Origin of the sequence: Streptomyces celluloflavus (assembly GCA_000720995.1) — a bacterium.
Classification (GTDB): domain Bacteria; phylum Actinomycetota; class Actinomycetes; order Streptomycetales; family Streptomycetaceae; genus Streptomyces; species Streptomyces celluloflavus.
In genome coordinates, this window is the sequence record JOEL01000016.1 from 97,928 (window position 1) to 117,671 (window position 19,744).

Genomic DNA, 19,744 nt, shown 5'->3' on the forward strand with positions numbered 1-19,744 from the left:
GTTTTCCGGGGCGCCACCAGACCACAACAGGAGCCCCTCAGTGACCATCATTCCGATTCTGTCCGCCGACGCCGCCCGTCGCGTTCTGGACGCCGCCCTGGCCAAGGCGGCACAGCTGAACGTCGCCGTCGCGGTCGCCGTCGTGGACAGCGGCGGCAACCTCCAGACCCTCGCCCGGATGGACACCGCCACGTTCTGGTCCACCACCATCGCCACGCACAAGGCGGTCACCGCGGCCGGACTCGGCGTACCCACCGTGGCGTTCGGCAAATTCGCCGCACAGGACCCGATCCTGCTGGCCACCATGGCCACCCAGCCGGGTTCCGCGCTGCTGCCCGGCGGCATCCCGATCGTCGTCGACGGCGCGATCGCCGGGGCCATCGGGGTGGCCGGCGGGACCAAGGGCGAGGACGAGCCCATCGCCGAGACGGGCGTGACCGCCGCGGCGGGCTGACCCGCGGCCGTCTTGTGGCCGGACCGGTGCGCCGGCCACGAGACGGCATCCGGCGGAGCACGGCCGCGTCACCGGAGCCGGGCGGGGGAGCCGCGACGCCGGCGACGGGAACCACACCTTCTCCTGCGTACCGGGCTACCGGAACGGCGCGAAGCCACACGGCGGATTCAGCGTCATCCAACTCCTGGTCCTCTCGAAGTGGGTCGCCGGCGCGGCCCCCTCCACCGTCGCCGCGGCCGGATACGACGCCGCCATGGCGGTCGCCCACCCCGCATCCGACGGGCGGACCGTGACGAACGTGGTGGGCAGTCGGCGGGCCGCGTTCACCCAGCCCCGGAAGGGGCAGTTCACCGACGCGTTCGGCTATCCGCACGCCAACTTCGGAACGCCCTTCAAGGGGGCCCGCACGGTGCACTGCGCCGGGCCCGTCCGGTCCGGGCCGGAGACCCCGCTGCTGCGGGGCACGCGGTGCGATAGGGCACACGGCGCGAGTGGCGGCCGGCACTTCGCCGGATGCGACCCGGCGACCGGATCCGACCCGGCGACCGGAACCGGCACGCTGACCGGCGTCACCACGGCCGGCAAGGACCTGCCCGGCGGCGAGAGCGCGTACGCGTACGCCACCTGGCCGGGCACCGGCGCCGAGCGGCTGTACCGGCGGGCGCAGGCCGACTGACGGAGCGGCAGCCGGACCGGCGGCATCGGCGGCCCGGCGTCCCGGCACCGCCGAACCGTCTCCCCCGAGGGCCGCACTGCCATGGAGGCCGTCGTGCCCGGTCGGCGACGGCCGGCAACCGCGGCCGGTGGCCGTCGCCCGCCCGGTTGGTCCGGCGCCGTCCGGAACCGCGGATCGAACGTTTGTCAGGCGGAAACGGACCAGAGCTATGCTGTGCGCGGCTCATGATCTTGTAGGTGTCCATGCGGCGGGATCTGGGCTGTTGTCGTGACATCCTTGCGCGGGCGGCCACCGGGCAGGGCTGTGGCTCGGCAACCGGTAATCCCCCTGCGTATGGCTCGATGGCCCGGCCGCCGCACATCCCGGACCGGGGCAGCGGCAGCCGGCCCCCGGTCCGGCGCCGACGCGATGTCCGTGCGCGGGGAGTCGGCCGCGGCCCGTCGTGATCGCGTGCGCAGCCGACCGTCCTCACCACCTTCGGAGGCCCCGTGACCACCCCGCGCCCAGCTCACCACAGCGACGGCTCCGGACCCGTGCCGCCCCCGGGCTGCCCTGCGCACGGTGCGGGCACCGAGGGGCTGCAACGGCTGTACGGGCCCGAGGCGGAGGGGGACGCGCAGGCGCTGTACGAGGTGCTCCGCCAGAAGTACGGCTCCGTGGCACCGGTGCTGCTGCACGGCGACCTGCCCGCCTGGCTGGTGCTGGGACACCGGGAAAACCTTGAGGTGATGCGCAACCCCTCCCGGTTCTCCCGCGATTCCCGCAACTGGCGGATGTTCCGGGAGGGCCGGGTCACCGCGGACTCCCCGCTGCGCCCGATGATCGAGTGGCAGCCGATCTGCGTGTTCGCCGACGGCGCGGACCACGTACGGCTGCGCGGAGCCGTCACCGACAGCCTGGCCCGGTTCGACCGCCGGGGGATCCGCCGCTACGTGGTCCGGTACACCAACCAGCTGATCGACGCGTTCGCCGCGACCGGCGAGGCCGACCTGATCTCGCAGTACGCCGAGAAACTCCCGATGCTGGTGATGACCCAGCTCCTCGGGATGCCCGAGGGATACGGGCCGCGCCTGGTGGACGCCGCGCAGGACCTGATGCGGGGCAGCGAGACCGCCATGACCAGCAATGAGTTCGTGGTCGAGACGCTGCGGACGCTGGCCGAGCGCAAACGGTCCGAACCGGGACATGACTTCGCCTCCTGGCTGATAGGCCACGAGTCGAACCTCACCGAGAACGAGGTGATGGAGCATCTGCGGCTCGTGCTCGTCGCCGCGAACGAGACCACGGTCAACCTGATCGGCAACACCCTGCGCATGGTGCTGACCGACCGCCGCTTCCGCCTCAACCTGACCGGCGGTCAGATGACGCTGCCCGACGCCCTGGAGCAGGTCCTGTGGGACGCGCCGCCGCTGTCGGCGATCCCGGGCCGCTGGGCCATCGGCGACACCGAACTGGGCGGCCGCCGCATCGCGGCCGGCGACATGCTGCTCCTCGGACTGGCGGCCGGCAACGCCGATCCGGAGATCCGGCCCGATCTGTCCGCCCCGGTCCACGGCAACCGCTCCCACCTCGCCTTCAGCAGCGGCCCGCACGAGTGCCCCGGCCGGGAGATCGGCCGGGCCATCGCGGACACCGGCATCGACACGCTGCTCGCGCGGCTGCGTGATCTGCGGCTCGCGGTGCACGAGGGCGAGCTCCAGACGCACCCCGCGTGGCTGTCGGAGCGCCTGGACAGCCTGCCCGTGCAATTCAAGCCGGAGCAGGGGCGGGCAGCCGCACCCCCGCGCCTCGGGGCGGCGCCGCCCGCCGCCGCGGGCCGGACACCGGCGCCGCAGGAGACCCGCCCCGCCCGCACGCCTTGGTGGCGGTCGCTCTTCCGGGCACGCTCCTAGGGCGTGTCGTCACAGTGGCGCCTGCCCCGCGGCGCCTGGCACGGCATCTCGCGGCGTTGTCGGGATCACCCCGATACACCCAGTATCGGGGCGACCCTCCGCCTTGCGATGCACCGCACCAGACACCGCGGGACCCGCCCTCCGGGCGAACGACGCCACTGTGACGACACGCCCTAGCCCGCACCCGGCCGGCCCGCCACAGGGCCGGCCGGGCACCGGCGGCCCGCCCCGCGTCCACGAAGACCTGGTGACGCCGCTATTGGATCAGACGTACGTGATGCGTACGATGCGCCGTAGTTGATCATTCACGGAGTGCCGGTGGCACATCCGGTAGGCCGGTCGCGCGGCATTCGCGTACCCGGCCGAGAGTGCCGCACGACAGCTGAGAGGTGGTCAGAAGTGGGACCCGAGCTGATAGTTCCGCCGACCTACTCGCCCATTCCGCCGGCCATCCACCCCCGCCACGAGGCGATCGAGATCCGGACGACGGCTTGGGCGGAACGTTTCGCCATAGGGTCCGACGAACTGCGGGAGCGGCTCGTCACCCACGGCATCGGGGCGTTCTCCGCCCGGATACTGCCCGAGGGCCAGGAGGAGGTGGTGTCCCTTCTGGCGGACTTCGTGCTGTGGCTCTTCGGCGTCGACGACGGGTACTGCGAGGAGGGCGACCTGGGCTGCAGTCCGGGCGGCCTGACGGCGGTGCTGCACCGGCTGCTGCGGGTGGCGCAGAACCCGGAGGCCCAGCTCCTGCGGGCGGACCCGCTCGCGGAGGGGCTGCGCGACCTGCGGTCGAGGGTCTCCCGGTACGGCACCGAGGGGCAGACGGCCCGCTGGCTGGACGCCCTGCGGGAGTACTTCTTCTCCGTGGTCTGGGAGGCGTCCCACCGCAGCGAGGGCACCGTCCCGAGCCTGTCCGACTACACCCTGATGCGCCTGTACGACGGCGCGACCTCGGTCGTGCTGCCGATCCTGGAGATGGGGCACGGCTACGAACTCCAGCCGTACGAACGGGACCGGACCGCCGTGCGCGCCGCGGCCGAGATGGCCTCGTTCGTCATCACCTGGGACAACGACATCTTCTCGCACCACAAGGAGAGCCGGAGCGAGGGCTACTACCTCAACGTCCTGCGGGTGCTGCAGCACGAGCACGGCATCGGCCCGGACCAGGCCCTGACCACGGCCATCGCCCAGCGGGACCGGGTGATGACGCTGTTCATGCGGCTGTCCGCGCAGCTGCGTCACGAGGCCAGCCCGCAGCTGCGGCAGTACCTGAGCGGCCTGGCCTCCTTCATCCGCGGATCACAGGACTGGGGCATCACCTCCCTCCGCTACACCACCCCCGACGACCCGGCCGGGCTCCCCACGACGCTGCGCGAGACGCCCACCGACGACAGTCGCGAGCCCCTGGACATCCCCGTCATCTCCTGGTGGTGGGACCTGCTGCCCGCCGGCGGCGGCACCCCGCCGCGGTACGGGAACGGGGACGCGTCCGCAGCTGAGTGGGCGGCGCGGAAGCCGGCCTAGAGGAAGGACTCTTCGGTGACAGTTGGGATAACGGAGGTGCCCCGCGCACCGGGCGCCCTGCCCCTGATCGGGCACGCCGTGAAACTGGGGCGCGAGCCACTCGGGTTCCTGCGGTCGCTGCGGCAGACCGGTGATCTGGTCCGCGTCGATCTGGGCACGCTGCCGGTGTACTTCGCCACCAGCGCCGAACTGGTCCACGCCGTGACCGTCACCCACGCGCGGAGCTTCGAGAAGGGCCGGCTGTACGACCGGGTGCGGCCGCTGGTCGGCAACGGCCTCGCCAACGCCACCGGCCCGGTCCACCGCCGCAACCGCCGTCTGGTGCAGCCCGTGTTCCACCACGAGCGCATCGCGGGTTACGCGCGGACGATGAGCGACCGGGCCCGTGCTCTGACCGGATCGTGGACTTCGGGGCAGCGCATCGACGTCGAGCAGGTCATGGGGGAGTACGCCATCGAGACGCTGGCGGAGACAATGTTCTCCGCCGATATCGGGCGTCCCGCCGTGGAGTCGGTCCGCCGGAACCTTCCGGTGATCCTGAAGAACATGCTGCTGCGCGCCGCCTCTCCCAAGCTGCTGGACCGGCTGCCGATCCGCCCCAACCGCGAGTTCGACGCCGCGGCCCGGAGCATGCGGCAGGTCATCGACGAGGTGATCGCGAGCACCCGCCGGTCCGGGCGGAGCGGCCAGGCCGATCTGCTGTCCCTGCTGCTGGACGCGCGCGACGGCGACACCGGCGAGGCACTGACCGACGAGGAGGTCCGGGACGAACTCGTCACCATCCTCTTCGCCGGCTCGGAGACCACGGCCTCCACCCTCAGCTGGGCCTTCCACGAGATCGCCCGTGCCCCCGAGGTCGAGCGGCAACTGCTGGCCGAGGTCGACGAAGTCGTCGGCACCCGCCCCGTGACCGTCGAGGACATTCCCCGTCTCGTCACCATCCGGCGGGTGCTCGACGAGGTGATCCGGCTGCACGGGGTGACGCTGCTGATGCGCCGCACCACCGAGCCGGTGGAGCTCGGCGGCTTCCGCCTCCCCGCCGGGGTGGAGGTCGGCTTCAGCCTCTACGCCCTGCACCGGGATCCGCGGCTCTACACCGAACCGGACCGTTTCGACCCCGACCGGTGGCTGCCGGAGCGGCGCGCCGATATTCCGCGCGAGGGCTTCGTCCCCTTCGGCGCGGGCAACCGCAAATGCATCGGGGACGCCTTCAGCTGGACCGAGGCCACGATCGTCCTGGCGACGGTCCTCTCCCGGTTCACGCTCCGCGCCATTCCCGGGCACACCACCCGCGAAGCGGCCTCGGCGATGGCCCATCCCGACCACGTCCCCATGGAAATCATCGCCCGGGACGCCTGACGCACTCCTCGGGCCACCGGGCGGGCGGTGCGCAACGGCCGCACCGGCGGCGCGAGCCCGAGGCGGCGGCGCGCTCCGGTACCCGCCGCTGCTACGGCGCGACGGCCGGCGAATCCTCCGCGGCGTGGCCGGGCGGCGTACACGCCTGGCGGAGGGCCTGCCGACAGGCGTCCACGGCGGGGTGCGCGCCGCGGCCGCGGCGGACCGCCGTGAAGATGCGGCGCGCCCGGTGGCCGCGCGGCAGCGGATGCAGGGGAACGGTCGGCGGCCGGCCGTACCACACGAAGTCGGGCAGCAGCGCGGCGGCGTGACCCTGCTCCACGAGCCGCAGATGCAGCAGCAGATCACTGCTCTCGAACCGTACGTCGGGTTCGAAACCCGCGTCGCGGCACACCGTCAGCGCCCACTGCCGGGCCGCCGTGCCCTCGGGTTCCATGACCCACGGATGATCGGCCAGTGCCCGCAGCGCCGCCCGCGGCCCGGACGGGCGCGGGCCCTGCCCGTCGCGCGGCCGGGCCAGCCGCAAGGGATCGGCGCACAGGTCCGCCCGCTCGATCCCGGCCGGCCGGGGGTGCGGACCGCCCGGGTACTCCTCGGCGATCACCAGGTCGAAGTCGCGGGCGAGCAGCGCCGGCAGCGCCACCTCGGGCTCCGCCTGCGTGACGTGCACCCGCAGACCGGGGTGGTCCGCGCGCAGCAGCGTCAGCGCGGCCGGCACCAGGGCGAGGGCCGCGGTCTGGAAGGCGGCGATGCGAAGGGTGCCGGTGAGGCGGGTGAGGGAAGCGGCGATTTCCGCCTCGGCGCACTCCAGGCGTGCCAGCACCGCTTCGGCGTGGACGACGAGGATCTCCGCCTGCGGGGTGAGCCGGACCCGCCGCCCCACCGGCTCCAGCAGCGGGACACCCACCTCCGACTCCAGCAGCGTCAGCTGCTGGGAGACGGACGAGGGGCTGTACGAGAGGGCGGCGGCGACCGCCGCGAGCGTGCCGCGGTGCTTGAGCTCGCGCAGCAGCCGGAGCCGGTGCAGATCGAACATCGGCAACCCTCCGCCACTACGGGAACCATCGGCATTACCGATGAATATACGTGGGAAACATTCGCTGGACCGATGGATGGGCGCGCCGCACGATGGAGGCATGCCTGAGAACTCGCCCCACCCGCTGCCGTGGTTCGCCCGTCCCGCCGCCCGGAACTGGACCTGCGCACCGGCCCCCGCCGAGGCCCGCCACTACCACGCCGCGCTGCCCGGCTACGCCCCCACCCCGCTGACCGGACTCCCCGCCCTCGCCGCCGAGCTGGGGGTCGGCCAGGTCTTCGTCAAGGACGAATCGTCCCGCCTGGGACTGCCCGCGTTCAAGGTGCTCGGCGCCTCCTGGGCCATCCACCGGACCCTCGCCGAGCGGGCGCGAGGCGGGTCGCCGGCCGGCCCCGTCACGTTCGTCACCGCCACGGACGGCAACCACGGCCGCGCGGTGGCCCGTACCGCCCGTCTGCTCGGGCAGCGCGCCCACGTCTTCGTATCGGAGGGCGTGCACTCCGGCGCCGCGGCCGCCATCGCCGCCGAGGAGGCGCGCGTCACCCGCGTGGCCGGGTCCTACGACGACGCCGTACGCCGGGCGGCCGACGCGGCGACCGCGCCGGACGCGGTCCTCCTCCAGGACACCGCCTGGCCCGGCTATGAGCAGATCCCCGGCTGGATCGCCGAGGGCTACGGCACGCTGTTCGCCGAGATCGACGCCCAACTGACCGCCATGGGAGCGGAGTTGCCCGATCTCGTCGCCGTCCCGGTCGGGGTGGGCTCGCTCGCCCAGGCGGCCGTCACCCACTACCGCAGCCGCCCCACGGGTCACGCGCCCGCCCTGCTGTCCGTCGAACCCGACACCGCGGCCTGCGCCCTGGCCTGCCTCACCGAGCGGCGGCTGCACAGCGTGGCCACCGGCACCACGACCATGGCGGGGCTGAACTGCGGTACGCCCTCCAGCACCGCCTGGCCCTATCTGCGCGACGGCCTGGATGCCGCCGTCGCCGTCACCGACGCGGACAGCGCCGAGGCCGCCCGCGACCTCGCCGCCCTCGGGATCTCCGCCGGCCCGTGCGGCGCAGCCTCCCTCGCGGGCGTCCGCGCCGCCCTCACCGGCGCCGGTGCGGCCGGCCGCCGCACCGCCCTGGACCTCGGACCGGACGCCACCGTCGTGCTGCTGAGCACCGAGGGCGCCGCCGCCAACCCGCACGGCCTGGCGGACCGGCCGTGAGGAGCCCCGCCGACGCCCCGGTGCAGGTGTGCACGTGCCCGGGGCCGAGCGGGGCACCTGACGGCTGCTGACGGCGGGTCAACCAGGATCGCCCTTCCGCACCCCGCCCCGCCCGTACACCGTCTTCCGCCCCGGCCTCCCCGTCCCTACCCTCGGGACCATGGGGGACGGGAATGCCCGGCAGCGAAAGCGGCGAGGACGGCCGAGGGGCCGGCACGCCCGGCAGGGCCTGCCCGAGGTGAGTCTGCGGCGCGATGCCGTGGGGCTGCGGGACGTGCTCTTCCAGAGCGTGACGTCCATGGCGCCCGGCGCCGCCATCGCCGTCTCCATCCCGGCCGGTGCCGCCTTCGCGGGCGGCGCCCTGCCGCTGTCCGTCCTGATCGCCCTGGTGGCCTGCCTGTTCACGGCCTCGTCCGTGGCCGAGCTCGCCCGGCACCTGCCGTCCGCGGGGTCGGTGGCCGCCTACAGCTCCCGGGGCCTGCACCCCGTCGTCGGGTACGTGGTGGCCTGGGTCTACCTCCTCGTCGAAGCGCTCGTCCCGGCGCTGCTGCTGGTGCAGTTGGGCTTCACGGTCGCGGGCACCGCACACCAGGAGTGGCCCGGCTATCCGCAGAACCTGTGGTGGCCCTGGGTGCTCGCGGGCGCGGCGGTGATAGCCGTGACCGGCTACTACGGCATACGGGCCGCCGCCCGGCTGGGCACCGTCCTGGGCGCCTTCGAGGTCCTGGTCTTCGTCGTCTTCGCGGGCCTGCTGATCGCCCACGCGGGCCGCCACAACACCCTGACCGTCTTCGGCACCGCGCACACCCCGGCGGCCCACGAAGGCGTCGGCGGCGTCATCGCGGGATCGGTCTACACGGTGCTGGCCTTCGCGGGATTCGAGGCGGCGGCGCCGCTGGCGGAGGAGACCCGCGATCCGCGCCGCACCCTGCGCCGCGCGGTGCTGGGCTCGGCCCTGGCCATCGGCCTGCTCTTCATCCTGACCACCTACGCCATGACGGTCTTCTACGGCCCGGACGCCTTCGCCACCTTCGGCGCGTCCGGTGCCGCCTCCTGGGACGGGGTGGCCCGCGCCTCCTTCGGCGCGTTCTGGGTCCTGGTCTTCCTGGCGGTGGTCAACTCCACCATCGCCAACGCCAACGCCGCCGCGAACGCCTCGACCCGCACGGCCTTCGCGCTGGGCCGCGTCGGCGTCTTCCCCCGCTCCTTCGCCCGGCTCCACCCCGTGCACCGCTCGCCCGTCGTCGGCCTGCTCGTCCAGTGCCTGGCCGCGCCGGCCGTGGCGCTGGGCCTGGGCTTCGCGTACGGCCCCGACACCGCGTTCCTGCTGCTGGCCACCGTCGTGGTGACCGCGATCATCTCCGTCTACCTGCTCACCAACCTCGCCTGCGCCGGCTACTTCCTGCGGCGGCGCCGCGCGGAGTTCCGCCCGGTGCGCCACCTCCTCTTCCCGGTCCTGGGCATCGCGGCCTTCACCCCCGCGCTGCTCACCGCCGCGGGGCTGCCGGTGTTCTCCTTCGTCACCGAACTGACGGCTCCGGTCTCCTTTGCCGGTGCCGTGGTGGCGCTGTGGAGCGCGGCCGGACTCGTCATCGCCGTCGTACTGTGGCGGCGGCATCCGGACCGGCTGGCGGCCACCGGCCTCGTCCACCTCGATCAGGAGTCGCCATGACCGATCCCGCTGCGGACCCGCACATCCTCACCATCCGGCCCGGCGAGGGGGACTACGCCTGGACGTTCGGCGGGGCCCCGCCTGTGGCCCGCATCGCCCCGGGCACGGTTCTGGACGTCTTCACCGAGGACTGCTTCGGTGGCCGGGTGCGGACCACGGAGGATCTGGTGTCGCAGGTCTGCGAGTTCCCGTTCGTCAATCCGCAGACCGGGCCGTTCTACGTCGAGGGCGCGGAGCCCGGCGACACGCTCGCCGTGCACTTCGTGTCCATCGAACCCCGCCGGGACTGGGCGGCCTCCACGACCGTGCCGCTCTTCGGGGCGCTGACCGCCACCCATGCCACCGCCGCGCTGCACCCACCGCTCCCCGAGGCCGTCTGGATCTGGCAGCTGGACCGCGCGCGGCGCCTGTGCCACTTCAGCGCCCGGGACAGCGAGTGGGAGCTGACGCTGCCGATGGACCCGATGCACGGCACGGTCGGGGTGGCGCCCGCCAACCTGGAGGTGCGCTCCGCGCTCGTCCCGGACGCGCACGGCGGCAACATGGACACGCCCGAGATGCGGGCGGGCGTCACCTGCTATCTCGGGGTCAACGTCGACGGCGCGCTGTTCAGCCTCGGCGACGGGCACGCCCGCCAGGGCGAGGGGGAGACCTGCGGGGTCGCGGTCGAGACGGCGATGCACACCGTCGTGATCGTGGAGCTGCTCAAACACGTCGCCACTCCCTGGCCGCGCCTGGAGTCGGACACCCACCTCGTCTCGACGGGCTCGGCCCGCCCGCTGGAGGACGCCTTCCGCATCTCCCAGCTGGACCTGATCCAGTGGCTCGCGCGTGACTACGGGGTGAGCGAACTGGACGCCTACCAGGTCGTGACGCAGGCGGTCGAATCCCCGCTCGCCAACGTCTGCGACAGCAACTACACCTGCGTGGCCAAGCTCCGCAAGGAGTGGCTGCCGCCCGGCCGGACGCACGGCGGACTGCACGACGAGCTGCGCGCGCGGGCGGCCGCCCTGCGCTGATCCGCACCGGCCGGGCGGCGTGGCCGTCCGGCCGGTCCGCGGCGCCCCGCGGTGACGGGGGATCAGGTCAGCAGGAACGCCGCCGAGGTGGCCGCGCCGAGGGACGCGCCGGCGACGGTCTGCGCGACCGTGTGGAAGCGCAGCGCGACCCGGGACCAGCACACGGCGACGGTCATCGCGTAGCCGAGCAGCCACCAGGGGGAGTGCACCACGGCGAGCTGCGCCACCACGGCCGAGGCGACCGCGGAGTCCACCGAGATCTTCCAGACGGTGTTGACGGCCAGGAGGAGGACGGTCATCGCCCAGAGGGCGAGCATCGTGACCAGGATGCCGACGGGGGCGCGGCCGAGCACCATGATGAGGGAACCGGCGCCGATGGAGCCGAGGATGACGAAGAAGATCGGCGCCCGCTTGGTCCGGTCGACGACATGCCGGTCGCCCCAGGTGCCCCGCTTGCGTTCCCATTCGATGTAGCCGGCGGGCACGATCCCGGCGCACAGGGCGCCGAGCAGGCCCCACAGGAGACCGGTCCACTCGCCCGCGGCGGCCAGGCCGATACCGAGCATGCCGGTCAGCAGGACGTTGCGGGGCTGGAAGACGTCGGTGACGGTGCGGGCCGTCGTACGGGTACTCATGCGGTGCTCTCCACGGACTCCAGGACGTCCCGGGTCCGGTCGTCGGTGACCGTCCGGTAGGCGGCCGCCACGCGCACCAGCCAGGCCACCTCGTCGTCCTGGTCGGTGGCGTGCTGGGACTCGACGGCCGCGGCCGGGCCGGCGGGCGCACCGCCGGCCTTGGCGGCGAGGGCCGCCTTGATCCAGTAGGCGTCGGCCAGCGCGGCGGCCTCGCCGGGCTCCGGGGCGTCGTGTGCGGCGGCCCGCTTGGCGGCCGGGAGCAGACCGTCCGGCACGTAGTGGCGCAGCTTCTCCACCGCGTCCGCGATATCGGCGGCCCACCGGTCGACCCGCAGGTCCGCGGGGGTGTCGAACCGGGTCAGTTCGCGGGGCAGCGAGGTCGGGGGTGCGAAGGGCTGGTCGGGGAAGGCCGTCATCAACTCGCGCCACAGGGGGTGCAGCCGGGTCTGGGCCCGCCACAGTTTCGCGCGGTGCCAGCCTTTGCCGAAGGCGGGGATGGAGGCACCCACCGCGAAGAAGGCGAACAGGACGAGCTGCGCGGACTCGGTGATCTCGTCGAAGCGCAGCGCGAACGCCTTACCGGGCCGGTCGATGACGCTGACCCACAGGAACAGCGTCCGGCTGAGCGTGTAGCCGACGCCGATGAACATGGCGAAGGTCATCATGCCGAGGCCCACCCGGAGATGGCGGAGCGTGCTGTGGGCGGTGGCCAGCGCCCACTGGTAGGCGCAGACGGCGGACGCGGCACCCAGATAGACGTAGAAGACGCTCATGTAGAGCGTGGCGCCCCACTGGCCGGCGTGGTCGGAGACGAAACGGTCCGAGGGGACGGAACGGTCGACCACGGTGAAGAAGAGGGCGGTCAGCAGGACGAGGGTGGCGACCGACGCCTTGGCCGCCACCTGCTGGATCATCCGGGCGAACCGGACATGCCGGGGGATGTCCCCGCCGTCGGGGTAGCGCCCGTAGATGGCGACGATGTAGCTGAGGATGGCGAGGATCGCGATGGTCGCCGTGTAGTGCTTGATGAGGACCGCGAGATCGGTGACGGAGCTGTTGTTGAGCCCTATTCGAATGATCTTGGTCTTGGTCCACAGGGCGATGGCGAACCCCGCGTAGCAGCCCCACAGGGCCCGGCGGCGCTTGTCTTCTTCATCGCCCCACAGCGCGGCGGGCATGCGCCACAGCGCGACAGCGGTCATCAGGCCGGCTATGAGATACCCGGCAAGGTCGAGCGAGGTCACGACGGTTTTCCTCGGGGGGTGGTGGGGGGTTACGGACGGCGGAAGAAGCCGCGGCGCCGGTGCGCGACGGGGCGGGAGAGGGAGTTGGTCAGGCGGCCGACCATGTCGTCGCTCGTCACGTCCCTGGCCATGCGGGGGATCAGCGAGGCACCGAATTCGGCCACCCGCTCGTCGTGGGTGTCGTACTGCGCGCGGGCCTGCATCGGGCCGCCGGCCCGGATCGCGTCGGTGACCGCCGGGGGGAAGCACGGCGTCTCGTCCGGGGCGGCGGGCCCGGCGGCCGGGTCCTCGTCGGCGGTGAGCACCCGGGTGATCAGCGAGGTGTCGAAGACGGGCAGCAGCTGCCGGAGCTGGTCCGCGTCGAGCGTGGTGCCGTGGTCGAACCATTCGTGGCACAGCTCGTGCAAGATGACGTGCTGGGTCTGGTACGCGGTGGGGCGCCGCCGGTAGAGCACGAAGCTGGTGTCGCCGCACTTGAGACGCAGACCGCAGGCGGCGTTGACCCGGGCCAGCTGATCGGGGAGTTCGTGCAGCGCGATGGTGCGGCCGCGGGCCGCCTCCATGTTCGCCACCAGTCCGGGGATGCTGAACGGCACGGGGAGAGGCAGATCGGCCAGACCGTCTTCGCACTCTCTGCGCAGCTCGCGCATGGACATGGGGACCTCTTGATCGTCGTCACGCGTGCTGTGACATGCGCTCGACAGAGTTTAACAACGCTTTCCGGCCACCACGGTCACGGCTCCGGCTCCGCGTCGTCCGCGCCCTTCTTGGCCTTGGCGTCCTCCAGAAGGGAGAGCGCGAACTTCAGCAGTTCCGGGGGGAGGCCGTTGTCGTCGAGGCCGCGGCCGGCCAGGCCGCTGATCTCTCCCGTGCGCCGCTTGGCGAGGAACTGGAGCCCGGCCACGACCTCGTCGACGACCTCGGACTCCTCCTTGAAGAAGCGCCAGTCCACCCCGAAACCCGTACCGAGGGCCCGGAGGATGTCCTCCGACGGGTGGGTGACCTTCCCGGCGAGAATGTTGGAGAAGTAGCTGTGCGAGAGGGCGCCGCCCCGCTCCCTGACTCGTTCCGCGAAGACCCGGCCCGAGATCTTCTGGCCCGGGAAGGTCTTCTCCACCATGTACGCGACCTTCTGCTGCAACGTCTTCAGCTCTGGCGTGCGCTGTTCGTCACTGTCCATCAGGCCCCCACGATCACGCCCGCCGCGCGTGCGCCCATCCGACGCTGTGCGGTGTTCGAATTCGGTCAACGGGCTCGTACTGTAACCGACCCTGACAGGTCGCCCGCAGTGCGACGGCGAAGCGGAGCGTCTTGCTCCGTGGCCGGGGCGACCGGGCTTGCGTAAACAGTCTACGCCGCTGTTAACTCGAAAAAACACGGGCAGGGGGCCACGAGGGGAGTCCCCTGCCCGTGCCTCGCCCTGCCGTGCCCGGCCACCGGTACGCCCATGGCCGAGAGTGGCCCGCGCCGCCACGACGGGCGGCTCGGGCGGCACGGGCGGACGGGAAATTCACTGATTCCGGTGAACGCCTCCGCTCCGCGGACGAGGTCGCCACCGCGCGACGAGGGCCGGCCGCACGCCGCCTCCAGGAAGTCCGGGAGGGGCCACAGCCCGGGAAACGCGCAACTTCCCCTGGTGACAGGCCCGGTGGTGCCGCACCGGAACACCTCCACCGCATATCGGCGGCAACCGCAGTCCAGATGATGAGGCCCATCTCGCCTGCCCGGTACGGGGCTTGAATTTGTGCAGTTCCTTTGACATTGCCGTGATCGTCGTACTTCTCTGTGTCCGTCTGCGATGCAGACGGACAGGGAGGGGCCGTTCGTCCTGCGTGTCCCCGCGCTGTCCGCGCTGCCTGACCGTGGACGGGGCCTGAGCTCGTACTGGGCAGCCCAAGTGACGAGGGGACAGAGGTACATGCGAATTGCTCGGATGAAGAGACTTTCAGCCATCGGCGCGACGGCCGTGGTCGTGGGGGTCGTCGGCGCGACCGTGCTGCCGGCCACGGCGGCCTCCGCGGAGGACCGGGAGGGGCACAAGGGCAGGGCCGTCGGCTGGCACCTCCGTACCGGCAAGCACACCGCGATGTGGACCGGCACGCACGTCCTGGACAACGGAAGCCCCGCGCTCTGCCTGGACCTTGCGTGGTACGGGCCGGACGGCACCGACAACGGATACAAGAAGACCGGTGCGCCGTCGGAGCTCACCAAGGACACCCAGGCCAGGCTGGCGGCGCTGGCCGCGAAGTACGGCAAGCTGCCGGACGATGTGAAGGGCCGCAACACCACGGCCGCCGCGTCCCTGCTGACCTGGGCGCTGGCCGCCCACGACGGCATCGACGAGAACGGGTACAACGGCGAGAAGATCCCGTGGCAGACCTGGCTGACCAAGGGAATGCCGAAGGGCGCCATCGCCGGCTACGGCGCCGACGCGAAGGTCGACACGGCGCCCATCGTGGCCGAGTTCAACCAGTTGCGCACCGAGATCCAGAAGGTCGACGACGCTCCGTACACGCTGAGCGTCGAGGGCTCGGGGAAGACCTTCCCCTATGAGCGGACCCCGGAGGAGAAGGCGCTCACCCTCAAGGTCGCGCAGGGCGACAAACCGGCCGCCGACGTCCATGTCAAGACCACGGGCCTCACCAACGTCGCCGAACCGAAGACCCCGGGCGAGGTGGGCACCACCGACGCCAAGGGCGAGGCCACGTTCCGCTTCACCCCCGACAAGCCGGGTACGAAGACGGGCGCGAAGTTCGGGGCCGAAGTCTCGGTGAACACGCCAACTTTCTGGCACACCGACCGGACGGTGCACGGTAAGCCCATGCAGCGGCTGATCTACTTCGTGGCCGAGCAGAAGCCGCTCACCGCCGCCGGCGAGATCGCGTTCCAGCCGCCCGCCATCGTGATCACGGAGAAGAAGGACCGCGCCACCGGCAAGGCCGTCTCCACACCCGCCACCTACGAGATCCACGCGGACGACAAGGGAGCGCCGGGCAAGGTGATCACCACGGTCACCACCGGGAAGGACGGCAAGTCCCAGCCCGTCGACCTGCCCGCCGGAACCTACTGGCTCGTCGAAACCAAGGCCCCGGAGGGCTATCAGATCGACAAGGAACCCAAGCGCATCGAGGCCAAGTCCGGTGAGCAGCAGGTGATCACGGTATGGGACAACGTCGTGCCCACACCGACGCCGACACCGCCCAGCACACCGCCGGCCACCCCCGAACAACCGCAGCCCAAGCCGCCCGCCCCCGCCGGGGTCGTGCCCAGCGGCGGCCAGCTGGCGCGTACCGGTACCAACTCCACCCCCTATCTCGCCGCGGGCGCCGCCGCACTGGTCCTGACCGGTGGGGGCGCCCTGGCACTGGCCCGACGCCGTAAGGCCGCGGACCGCCCGTAAGCCGGCCGGCCACGCGCCACGGCCTGCCCCGCCCCACCTTTTCCACCTTTTCTGCCCGTTCCATCCCTTCCACCCTGATCCGCTGACGGCGCGGGCCTCCACCGCACGCCGCGGACGTCACGGCAGTGGCGGTGCCCCTGGTCCCGTACCGGGGGCACTGTCATGTCCCGGACGGGCGGTGCGCGACGGCGCCGCCGGGACGGCCACCGAGCCGCCGCCTGCCCGGCACCGCCGTACGGCGCGCCGCCCCCGTCGGAACGACCGATCAGCCCCGAACGCCCTCTACCATCCCCTCAGCCGATATGCCCGCGATATGCCCTGGGCACGGATGGAGAGGCCGCGGCGCTCCGGCGGGCGGGTGGCAGATCGGGCACGCATCCGCGCGGTGGACGCGGCGGACACAGGAGGACGACGCCATGGAAGACTCCGGCCCTCTGGTTCCACGGACCGCGCGGCGACGGCTGGTCGGGGGATTCTTCGCGGCCGCCCTGGGCGCGGGCACCCTGCCGGTGGCGTCGTATGCCGCGGCCGCATCCGGCCGTGACCGGGATGCCGGGCCGCGGGCGCTGGCAGAGGCCGAGCGGCAGATCGGCGTCCCCTACGCATGGGGCGGCGGCGACCGGCTCGGGCCGGGCCCCGGATTCTGCGCCGGGCCCAACGGCTACCTGGACGGCGCGTGCGCGGCCGAGCGGACCATCGGCTTCGATTGCAGCGGCCTCGCGCTGTATGCCTGGTACCGCGCGAGCGGCGGGACCATCGATCTGCCGCACCACACCACCGCCCAGTACGACGCGGGCCGTCCGGTCGACCGGACCGAACTGCGCCCGGGAGATCTGCTGTTCTTCTCCCGCCCCGAAGAGCCGCTGCACCACGTGGGGATCTACGCCGGCGACGCCGCCATGATCCACGCCGAACGGACCGGTACGCCCGTCGCCCGCCTGGACGATGTCTTCCGGCACCCCCGATGGGGCCGGGAATACGCCGGCGCGGTACGGCCCGTCGCTCCCTGAACCGACCGACGACCGACGACCGACGACCGACGACTGACGACGGACGAGCGGCGTCCCGCGGAACCGCCGGTGCGGCTGCCGTTCCTCCGGTGAACGGCCACTCGACCACCGCGGCACCGGAGCGGCGGCACTCGGGCCGAGACCCGCGACGCACGCCCGCACCACCCCGTCGCCGCGCTGAACGCGGCCTGATCCGGGAGCGATTGGCGGCTCCCGCGACCGGCCGCCGGTGCGCCTCGGCGGTGTCCCCGGCTGCCGCCGGGACCGGCGACCGCCCCGGCGGCACGGCGAGTTGACCGTCAGTAGGATCACGGCATCGTCCGCCGTATCCACGCCCCGTCGACGGTGGCGGGGGCCGCGCCAGGGAGAACGTCATGCTGAAGGCTTTCGCCGATCTGTCCACGCCGCTGGTGGCCGACGCCTGCGTCCGGATCGGCGTGCCGCTGCGCGCCGCACCGCCCGGCATCGGCGCGGTCGTGCCCGGACACCGGATCGCGGGACGCGCGCTGCCGGCGCGGCACTACGGCAGTGTGGACGTCTTCCTGGAGGCGTGCGGCCAGGCCGGAGAGAGCGAGGTACTGGTCATCGACAACGGCGGGCGCTCGGACGAGTCCTGCGTCGGCGACCTGACGGTACTGGAGGCCGAATCGGCGGGCGTGGCGGGCCTGGTGATCTGGGGGCTGCACCGCGACACGCCGGAGCTGGCGGAGATCGGCCTTCCGGTGTTCAGCTACGGCAGCTACCCGCTGGGCCCGGTGCGGGTGGACGAGCGGGAGCCCGAGGCGCTGACGACCGCGCGGTTCGGGCCGCATCTGGTGAGCGGCGACGACATCGTCCTCGGTGACGACGACGGTGTGCTGTTCGTCGCGGCCCACCGTGCCGAGGAGGTGCTGGCGACGGCGTGCCAGATCTGGCAGACCGAGCGCGACCAGGCCCGCCTGATCCGGACGGGCGAAACGCTGCGCCGGCAGACGTCCTTCGACGACTATCTGGCGCGTCGCTCCGCCGACCCCACCTACACCTTCCGGCAGCACCTCCGGCGGGTCGGCGGGGCCATCGAGGAGTAGCCGGGCCCCGACCCGACGCGCGTCCGGCCAGGACCGGCGGTGCGACGAGGGATGCGACCGCCGAGCGGACGCATCCCGCCCCACCACCGCGTGACCGGGACCCGGCCCCTCCCGACGGGACACCGCGGCTGCCGCGCGGTGCGCGAAACGCTCACCGGACCATTGTCACGCCGGCCCACCGCCAGCGCAGTGCGCCGCCACAACGACCGCCTGACCTGCCGAAAGACGGTGGAGCGGCCGCTGCTTCCGGCCAGCCGGGGGTGCGGGACACGCCGTACGGAGCCGTACGGAACCGCAGAAGGGTGGTTCGAACGGCAGGTGCGTCGCCCGCCTTCCCGTGCGGGGGTATGCCTGCGGGGTGGACCACGCAACGTTCCTCGTCGTAGCGGTGATCGTGACCTCCCTGGCGTTCGACTTCACGAACGGCTTTCACGACACCGCCAATGCGATGGCCACCTCGATCGCCACCGAAGCGCTCCGTCCGCGGACCGCGGTCCTGATCAGCGCGGTGCTCAACGTGGTCGGGGCGTTGCTGTCCACCGAGGTCGCCAGAACGATTTCCGGCGGCATCGTGAACGACGGCCTGGTCACCCCCGGCATGATCTTCGCGGGACTGATCGGCGCCATCCTGTGGAACCTCGTCACCTGGCTCCTCGGCCTCCCCTCCAGTTCCTCGCACGCACTGCTCGGCGGGCTGATCGGCGCCGCCTGGACGGGGGCGGGCCGGCACGCCGTGCACTTCGACCAGGTGGTGGCGAAGATCCTCGTCCCCGCCGTCGCCTCGCCGCTGGTCGCCGGGGTGGCCGTCCTGCTGGCCACCCGCCTCGCGCTCCGCCTCACCGCCCACACGCCCGAAGGGGCGGTCACCCGGGGCTTCCGGCTGGGGCAGATCGCCTCCGCCTCGCTCGTCGCCCTCGCCCACGGCACGAACGACGCGCAGAAGACCATGGGCGTCATCACGCTCACCCTTATCTCCGTCGGCGTACTGGGCCACGGCGCCGGACCTCCGCTGTGGGTCGTCGTCACCGCGGGCCTGACCATCGGACTGGGCACCTATGTGGGCGGCTGGCGGATCATCAGAACCATGGGCAGGGGGGTCACCGCGCTCCGGTCCCTCCAGGGCTTCGCTGCCGAAACGGGCTCCGCCACGGTCATCCTGACCTCCGCCCATCTGGGCTTCCCCCTGTCGACCACACAGGTCTGCGCCGCCGGAATCCTGGGCACGGGGCTGGCCGGGCGGCCGGTCCGGGTGCGCTGGCGCACGGTCGGCCGCATGGTCATCGCCTGGAGCGTCACCCTCCCGGCCGCGGCCGCCGTGGGTGGGGGCGCGGCGAGCGCCGTGGTGCACGGCGGGACCCTCGGCACCGTGGCCGTCGTACTCGCCGCCGCCGCGCTCGCCGCGGTCATCGTCATCGCCTCCCGGCGCAATCCGGTCACCGCCGACAACGTCAATGTCGTCCCGGTCACCGCGGTACCCGCCGACTGCCCTGCCCGACGCTCACAAGCGCCGTAGCCCCCGGCGGGACGGACGGCGCGGCGC

The 19,744-nt window shown here is 72.6% G+C and carries 17 protein-coding genes; 12 read left to right on the forward strand and 5 right to left on the reverse strand.

The genetic code is table 11. The features are described from left to right. The first annotated feature begins 40 nt into the window (after nt 1–40). From IH09_RS39110 to IH09_RS17515, 5 genes are all read left to right on the forward strand, one after another. Nucleotides 41–454, forward strand: coding sequence for a GlcG/HbpS family heme-binding protein (locus IH09_RS39110; RefSeq protein ID WP_052857216.1), 414 nt, complete (start codon nt 41–43; stop codon nt 452–454). 253 nt (nt 455–707) lie between these two features. Continuing rightward, nucleotides 708–1,130: a hypothetical protein gene (locus IH09_RS17500; RefSeq protein ID WP_052857217.1), complete on the forward strand. Its 423-nt coding sequence runs from the start codon at nt 708–710 to the stop codon at nt 1,128–1,130. Nucleotides 1,131–1,618: 488 nt separating this feature from the next. Next, a complete protein-coding gene (locus IH09_RS17505) occupies nt 1,619–3,022 on the forward strand; it encodes a cytochrome P450 (RefSeq protein ID WP_052857218.1) in 1,404 nt (467 codons plus the stop codon). 399 nt (nt 3,023–3,421) lie between these two features. Next, nucleotides 3,422–4,546: a selina-4(15),7(11)-diene synthase gene (locus tag IH09_RS17510; RefSeq protein WP_242640847.1), complete on the forward strand. Its 1,125-nt coding sequence runs from the start codon at nt 3,422–3,424 to the stop codon at nt 4,544–4,546. Nucleotides 4,547–4,561: 15 nt separating this feature from the next. Continuing rightward, a complete protein-coding gene (locus IH09_RS17515; RefSeq protein ID WP_242640846.1) occupies nt 4,562–5,905 on the forward strand; it encodes a cytochrome P450 in 1,344 nt (447 codons plus the stop codon). A 91-nt stretch (nt 5,906–5,996) separates the two neighbouring features. On the opposite strand, the gene IH09_RS17520 is transcribed toward IH09_RS17515, so the two are convergent. Next, a complete protein-coding gene (locus IH09_RS17520; protein ID WP_052857219.1) occupies nt 5,997–6,941 on the reverse strand; it encodes a LysR family transcriptional regulator in 945 nt (314 codons plus the stop codon). 100 nt (nt 6,942–7,041) lie between these two features. On the opposite strand from IH09_RS17520, the gene IH09_RS17525 reads away from it, so the two are divergent. The 3 genes from IH09_RS17525 to IH09_RS17535 all read left to right on the forward strand — a co-directional run bounded on the left by IH09_RS17525 (nt 7,042) and on the right by IH09_RS17535 (nt 10,848). Then, complete coding sequence (locus IH09_RS17525; protein WP_052857220.1) at nt 7,042–8,157, forward strand: diaminopropionate ammonia-lyase; 1,116 nt, start codon at nt 7,042–7,044, stop codon at nt 8,155–8,157. A gap of 160 nt (nt 8,158–8,317) precedes the next feature. Further along, complete coding sequence (locus IH09_RS17530; protein WP_110952382.1) at nt 8,318–9,829, forward strand: APC family permease; 1,512 nt, start codon at nt 8,318–8,320, stop codon at nt 9,827–9,829. Then, nucleotides 9,826–10,848 carry an acetamidase/formamidase family protein gene (locus IH09_RS17535; RefSeq protein WP_052857221.1) on the forward strand — a complete coding sequence of 341 codons (1,023 nt, stop codon included), beginning with the start codon at nt 9,826–9,828 and terminating at the stop codon, nt 10,846–10,848. Before IH09_RS17530 ends, IH09_RS17535 begins: the two co-directional genes overlap by 4 nt. Nucleotides 10,849–10,910: 62 nt before the next feature. Here the strand turns inward: IH09_RS17535 and IH09_RS17540 are convergent, their stop codons facing one another. The 4 genes from IH09_RS17540 to IH09_RS17555 all read right to left on the reverse strand — a co-directional run bounded on the left by IH09_RS17540 (nt 10,911) and on the right by IH09_RS17555 (nt 13,907). After that, a complete protein-coding gene (locus IH09_RS17540) occupies nt 10,911–11,483 on the reverse strand; it encodes a phosphatase PAP2 family protein (protein WP_052857222.1) in 573 nt (190 codons plus the stop codon). Next, a complete protein-coding gene (locus IH09_RS17545; RefSeq protein ID WP_052857223.1) occupies nt 11,480–12,727 on the reverse strand; it encodes an MAB_1171c family putative transporter in 1,248 nt (415 codons plus the stop codon). The genes IH09_RS17540 and IH09_RS17545 overlap by 4 nt, the downstream gene beginning before the upstream one ends. A gap of 29 nt (nt 12,728–12,756) precedes the next feature. Beyond that, nucleotides 12,757–13,383 (reverse strand): hypothetical protein, encoded by a 627-nt coding sequence (locus IH09_RS17550; RefSeq protein WP_052857224.1) that lies wholly within the window; start codon nt 13,381–13,383, stop codon nt 12,757–12,759. Nucleotides 13,384–13,460: 77 nt separating this feature from the next. Next, nucleotides 13,461–13,907 (reverse strand): helix-turn-helix domain-containing protein, encoded by a 447-nt coding sequence (locus IH09_RS17555; protein ID WP_052857225.1) that lies wholly within the window; start codon nt 13,905–13,907, stop codon nt 13,461–13,463. Nucleotides 13,908–14,660: 753 nt separating this feature from the next. On the opposite strand from IH09_RS17555, the gene IH09_RS17560 reads away from it, so the two are divergent. From IH09_RS17560 to IH09_RS17575, 4 genes are all read left to right on the forward strand, one after another. Further along, nucleotides 14,661–16,127: a prealbumin-like fold domain-containing protein gene (locus IH09_RS17560; RefSeq protein WP_190233324.1), complete on the forward strand. Its 1,467-nt coding sequence runs from the start codon at nt 14,661–14,663 to the stop codon at nt 16,125–16,127. A 416-nt stretch (nt 16,128–16,543) separates the two neighbouring features. After that, nucleotides 16,544–17,137 (forward strand): C40 family peptidase, encoded by a 594-nt coding sequence (locus IH09_RS17565; protein ID WP_052857227.1) that lies wholly within the window; start codon nt 16,544–16,546, stop codon nt 17,135–17,137. Between the two features lie 374 nt (nt 17,138–17,511). Continuing rightward, nucleotides 17,512–18,204, forward strand: a complete 693-nt coding sequence (locus IH09_RS17570; RefSeq protein ID WP_052857228.1) for an RraA family protein — start codon at nt 17,512–17,514, stop codon at nt 18,202–18,204. A 358-nt stretch (nt 18,205–18,562) separates the two neighbouring features. Continuing rightward, nucleotides 18,563–19,717, forward strand: coding sequence for an inorganic phosphate transporter (locus tag IH09_RS17575; RefSeq protein ID WP_052857229.1), 1,155 nt, complete (start codon nt 18,563–18,565; stop codon nt 19,715–19,717). Nucleotides 19,718–19,744 lie beyond the last annotated feature (27 nt).

What these genes read in the sequence shown, in the direction of transcription:
- IH09_RS17570 (WP_052857228.1), top strand. Translation starts at nt 17,512, where the DNA reads ATGCTGAAGGCTTTCGCCGATCTGTCCACGCCGCTGGTGGCCGACGCC.
- IH09_RS17565 (WP_052857227.1), top strand. Translation starts at nt 16,544, where the DNA reads ATGGAAGACTCCGGCCCTCTGGTTCCACGGACCGCGCGGCGACGGCTG.
- IH09_RS17530 (WP_110952382.1), top strand. Translation starts at nt 8,318, where the DNA reads ATGGGGGACGGGAATGCCCGGCAGCGAAAGCGGCGAGGACGGCCGAGG.
- IH09_RS17550 (WP_052857224.1), bottom strand. Translation starts at nt 13,383, where the DNA reads ATGTCCATGCGCGAGCTGCGCAGAGAGTGCGAAGACGGTCTGGCCGAT.
- IH09_RS17500 (WP_052857217.1), top strand. Translation starts at nt 708, where the DNA reads ATGGCGGTCGCCCACCCCGCATCCGACGGGCGGACCGTGACGAACGTG.
- IH09_RS17520 (WP_052857219.1), bottom strand. Translation starts at nt 6,941, where the DNA reads ATGTTCGATCTGCACCGGCTCCGGCTGCTGCGCGAGCTCAAGCACCGC.
- IH09_RS17560 (WP_190233324.1), top strand. Translation starts at nt 14,661, where the DNA reads ATGAAGAGACTTTCAGCCATCGGCGCGACGGCCGTGGTCGTGGGGGTC.
- IH09_RS17535 (WP_052857221.1), top strand. Translation starts at nt 9,826, where the DNA reads ATGACCGATCCCGCTGCGGACCCGCACATCCTCACCATCCGGCCCGGC.
- IH09_RS17540 (WP_052857222.1), bottom strand. Translation starts at nt 11,483, where the DNA reads ATGAGTACCCGTACGACGGCCCGCACCGTCACCGACGTCTTCCAGCCC.
- IH09_RS17525 (WP_052857220.1), top strand. Translation starts at nt 7,042, where the DNA reads ATGCCTGAGAACTCGCCCCACCCGCTGCCGTGGTTCGCCCGTCCCGCC.
- IH09_RS17555 (WP_052857225.1), bottom strand. Translation starts at nt 13,907, where the DNA reads ATGGACAGTGACGAACAGCGCACGCCAGAGCTGAAGACGTTGCAGCAG.